4 protein-coding genes and 1 pseudogene are annotated in these 3,565 nt (G+C 71.9%); 4 read left to right on the forward strand and 1 reads right to left on the reverse strand.

The features are described 5' to 3' along the window. The coding region (locus ABZ641_RS29550) for an ABC transporter substrate-binding protein (protein WP_359986663.1) at window positions 1-940 on the forward strand (940 nt) is incomplete at its 5' end. Between the two features lie 210 nt (window positions 941-1,150). Here ABZ641_RS29550 and ABZ641_RS29555 read toward each other — a convergent pair. Beyond that, entirely contained in the window at window positions 1,151-1,582 is a 432-nt protein-coding gene (locus ABZ641_RS29555) for a RidA family protein (RefSeq protein ID WP_344627206.1), read from the reverse strand. Window positions 1,583-1,806: 224 nt separating this feature from the next. On the opposite strand from ABZ641_RS29555, the gene ABZ641_RS29560 reads away from it, so the two are divergent. The 3 genes and pseudogenes from ABZ641_RS29560 to ABZ641_RS29570 all read left to right on the forward strand — a co-directional run. Beyond that, window positions 1,807-2,289, forward strand: coding sequence for a cupin domain-containing protein (locus tag ABZ641_RS29560; RefSeq protein WP_344627205.1), 483 nt, complete (start codon window positions 1,807-1,809; stop codon window positions 2,287-2,289). Next, window positions 2,286-3,215 carry an acyl-CoA thioesterase domain-containing protein gene (locus tag ABZ641_RS29565; protein ID WP_344627204.1) on the forward strand — a complete coding sequence of 310 codons (930 nt, stop codon included), beginning with the start codon at window positions 2,286-2,288 and terminating at the stop codon, window positions 3,213-3,215. Before ABZ641_RS29560 ends, ABZ641_RS29565 begins: the two co-directional genes overlap by 4 nt. A gap of 32 nt (window positions 3,216-3,247) precedes the next feature. Further along, window positions 3,248-3,565, forward strand: a pseudogene (locus ABZ641_RS29570) (2-aminobenzoate-CoA ligase); the annotation flags it as partial.

Raw genomic sequence — 3,565 nt, forward strand, 5'->3', positions numbered from 1 at the left:
CTCCGCCCCGGCCGCCGGCGCGGGCTGCACCCTGCAGAGCACCGGCACCCCCAAGATCGACCTGAAGGACGCGATCGTCGGCTTCTCCCAGTCGGAGAAGGAGGCCAACCCCTTCCGCATCGCCGAGACCCAGTCGATCAAGGACGAGGCGGCCAAGCTCGGCGTCAAGAAGCTGCTCACCACCAACGCGCAGTCCCAGCTCTCGAAGCAGATCAGCGACATCCAGGACATGCTCAACCAGGGCGCGCAGCTGCTCGTCGTCGCGCCGCTGAACTCCGACGGCCTGCAGCCGGCGCTCGCCGCCGCGGCCGCCAAGCACGTCCCGGTGATCACCATCGATCGCAAGGTCAACGCCACCGCCTGCAAGGACTACCTGACCTTCATCGGCTCCAACTTCGTCGAGCAGGGCAAGCGGGCCGCCGACGCGCTCATCCAGGCCACCGGCGGCACCGGCAAGGTCGCCATCCTGCTCGGCTCCTCCGGCAACAACGTCACCACCGACCGCACCAACGGCTTCGTCGAGCAGCTGAAGGCCAAGGCGCCCGGCATGGAGATCGTCGCCCAGCAGACCGGCGAGTTCGCCCGGGACAAGGGCCAGCAGGTGATGGAGCAGCTGATCCAGTCCAAGCCGGAGATCACCGCGGTGTACGCGGAGAACGACGAGATGGGCCTCGGCGCCGTCACCGCCCTCAAGAGCGCCGGCCGCAAGCCCGGCAAGGACGTCAAGATCGTCTCCATCGACGGCACCCGCAACGCCGTGCAGGCGCTCGCCGCCGGCGACTACAACGGCGTCATCGAGTCCAACCCGAGGTTCGGCCCGCTGGCCTTCGAGACCCTGCAGAAGTTCCTCGCCGGGGAGTCCATCGCCGACAGCGTGATCATCACCGACCGCGCCTACGAGCCGGGCAACGCCGCGGCCTCGGTCGCCGGCGCGTACTGAGCACTAGGAGCTGTCTTCAAAGGTCGCTCGGGCGGTCGATTCAGGGGCTCGTGGGGCACCTCCCGGCCGAAGGCTGGGGGGGAACTGCGCAATTCGGAGGCGGGCCACCGTCCGGACCAGGGGTGCGCCCGGATTCGTCAGGAGCACCACTCCCGGACTGCGCAGTTCCCCGCGCCCCCATGTGGCATCCGTACGCCTTGAAGACACGTCCTAGGGGTTGGGGCGGCTGCCGGGGCGTACCAGGCGGTCGTCCGGGACGACGGCGACGCCGAGGATCTCGATCATGGCTTCGGGCTGCCAGAGCGCGGTGCAGCCGATGCCGGCCATGGCGGGGTAGACGGGGCCGGCCAGCTCCCGCCAGACCTTGCCGATCTCCTTGCCGTGGGCCTGGTAGTCGGGGATGTCGGTCAGGTACAGGGTCACGCTGACCAGGTCCTGCGGTTCGCCGCCCACCTCGCGCAGGGTGGTGAGCACGTTGCCGAAGGCCTGGCGGAACTGCTCGACGATGCCGCCGGGGACGATCCGCATGTCGGCGTCGAGGGCGGTCTGGCCGCCGAGGTAGAGGGTGTTCCCCGCCAGCGTGCCGTGCGAGTAGCCGCTGGGCACGGGGAGGGCGTCCGGGTTCACGGCGACGGGCGTCATGCGACCTCCGGTCGGTGCTGCGTCGGGCCGGTTCCGCCCCGCCGCGCGGGGCATATTGACAATAGATGACGGCCGTGAAAAAAACGAGATACCGATCGGCCCGGGCGCCGGGCGGGAACAGCGCCGGCCCGGCAGCAGACACCTTCGACACCACCATGGCGCCGGGCGCCGCGGCCGGCCCGCCGGCGCGCCGACGTCCGCCGCACGGAACGGAGCCGTCCGCAATGGAGCCCGACCTCAGCAAGTACCGCCTGGAGGGCGACAACTCGATGTACCGGCTGCCGAGCGGCCTGGTCGCGCCCGTCGTGACGCGCCGCGGCCTGGAGGACCCGGGCACGGCCGACTCGGGCGGCGCCGTCCGGGTCTCCGGCGTGAGCATCCAGCACACCCCGGCCCGGCGGCTCTGGTTCGGCAAGGTCAGCAACGAGCCCGGCTACCGCTCGGTGTCCCACCACCACGGCGAGGCCGAGACCGGCGGCTACGTGCTCTCCGGCCGGGCGCGCATCTACTTCGGCGAGGAGTTCGCGGACTACCTCGACATGGAGGAGGGCGACTGGGTGTTCGTACCGCCCTTCATGCCGCACGTGGAGTGCAACCTGTCGCGGACGAAGCCGCTGGTCTGGATGACCACCCGCACGCCCGAGAACATCGTGGTCAACCTGCCGGACGTCGCCGACGCCGACCTGCGGGACTGGACGGACCGATGACCGCCGACGCCGTGACCGCCGACGCCGCCCCGCCCACCTCCGCGGTCTTCACCGCGGCGGTCACCCTGAGCCCTGCCGAGCCCCAGCACTTCGACCTCGCGTTCACCGCCACCACCCAGCCCTGCCCGTGGCCGAAGGCGTACGGCGGCGACCTGGTGGCGCAGGCCGCGGCCGCCGCGATGCGCTCGGTCGCCGACGGCAAGTCGCTGCACTCGATGCACGGGTACTTCCTCCGGCCGGCCGACATCGGCGCCGCCGTGCGCCACGAGGTCGAGCTGCTGCGGGACGGCCGCGGCTACAGCACCCGGCAGGTGCGCGCCTACCAGAACGGCCGGCCGGTCTACGTCTGCCTGGCGAACTTCGCGGCCGGCGAGCCCGGCGGCAGCTTCGAGGCCGGCCCCGACCTCGACCTGGAGGTGCCGGCCCCCGAGGCCCTGCCCGACTCCGCGGCGTACCTGGCGGAGCGCAGCGGCGGCACCATGACGGAGGCGTCCAAGGCGTACTGGTCGGGCGGCCGGAGCTTCGACATGCGCCACGTGCCGGGCCCGCTCTACCTCGCCGTGGAGGGCAAGCAGACACCGCACCAGGCGGTGTGGGTGCGGCCGTTCGACCGGTTGCGGCCCGTCGAGGGGCTGACCGACGACCAGCGGGACCGGGCGGCGCTCGCCTACGTCTGCGACTACACGATCCTGGAGCCGGTGCTGCGGGTGCTCGGACTGCCCTGGGCGATGCCCGGGCTGGTCACCGCGAGCCTCGACCACGCGATGTGGTTCCACCGGCGCGGGCCGGTCGACGACTGGCTGCTCTACGTCCAGGAGGCGGTCGCCGCCGAGAGCGGCCGCGGTCTCGGTACCGGGCGCTTCTTCACCCGGGACCACCGCCACCTGGCGACCGTCGCCCAGGAGGGCATGATCCGCACCGCCTGACCCTGCGTCAACGCCCTGGAAGGACTCCTCCGTTGACTCTTTCACCGTCGGCCCACCTGGACACCTTCACCCGCGACCACCTGCCCCCGGCGGAGCTGTGGCCGACGCTCGAGTTCACCACGCCGGAGCTGCAGTACCCGGACCGGCTGAACGCCGCGGCCGAACTCGTCGACCTGCCCGTCCTCACCCACGGCCCCGACGCCCCCGCGCTGCGCACCCCGGACGGCGAGACCTGGTCGTACGGCCTGCTGCAGCGGCGGGCCAACCAGGTCGCCCATCAGCAGACGCCGCGCGCTCTGGCTGACCGGTGGGGCGCTGGCACTGCCCGCGGTGGGCTGCGGCGTCGGCCT

Origin of the sequence: Kitasatospora sp. NPDC007106 (genome assembly GCF_040634455.1) — a bacterium.
Taxonomy (GTDB): Bacteria; Actinomycetota; Actinomycetes; order Streptomycetales; family Streptomycetaceae; genus Kitasatospora; species Kitasatospora arboriphila.